The sequence below is a fragment of the uncultured Serinicoccus sp. genome (assembly GCF_947500995.1).
Classification (GTDB): Bacteria; Actinomycetota; Actinomycetes; order Actinomycetales; family Dermatophilaceae; genus Ornithinicoccus.
Genome location: NZ_CANMUA010000032.1, coordinates 1 through 614 on the forward strand (window position 1 = coordinate 1; position 614 = coordinate 614).

1 protein-coding gene is annotated in these 614 nt (G+C 69.1%); it reads right to left on the reverse strand.

Translation table 11 applies throughout. The features are described 5' to 3' along the window. On the reverse strand, positions 1–614 hold a 614-nt coding region (locus Q0967_RS17310), incomplete at both ends, for a PKD domain-containing protein (protein ID WP_299451305.1).

Genomic DNA, 614 nt, shown 5'->3' on the forward strand with positions numbered 1-614 from the left:
CCACCCGGGAGTCACCCTCGACCGACACCACCGGCGTCGTCGAGGTCGCGGTGCTCGAGAACACGTCCGCGTCCAGCACCTCCACCGGCGTCTCACCCACACCCCGGTAGGCCACCACCGTCATGTCGGTACGCATCGACCGGGGCCAGTTCACCGACACCTGGGCGTCCGCCTCCGACCCGTCAGCGATCCGCGTGTACACCGACACCGCCAACGGCCCGGACAGCACCCGCTCCTGCTCCTCCCAGCCGCCGACACCCTGAGGCGCACTCCCGACATCCGAGAAGTTGGTCGTCACGAACATCGCCAGCAGGTCACCCGCCTGGACCTCCTCCGGGATCACCACCGAGGACGAGGCCGACTGCAACGTGATCTGCGAGGCCTGACCCACCAGCTCAGGAGCCACCAGCACCGGGCCGGACCCGTCCGAGACCGTGACCTCATAGGTCACCGACCCGGTCGCACCCTCCTCATCGGTCACCGTCAGCTCCACGGTGTAGACCCCGGCCTCCGCATACGTGTGCGACACCGACTCACCCGACGCCGCCGGCGACCCGTCACCGAAGTCCCACGACCACGCCACCACCGAGTCACCACCATCAGGGTCCGAGGAC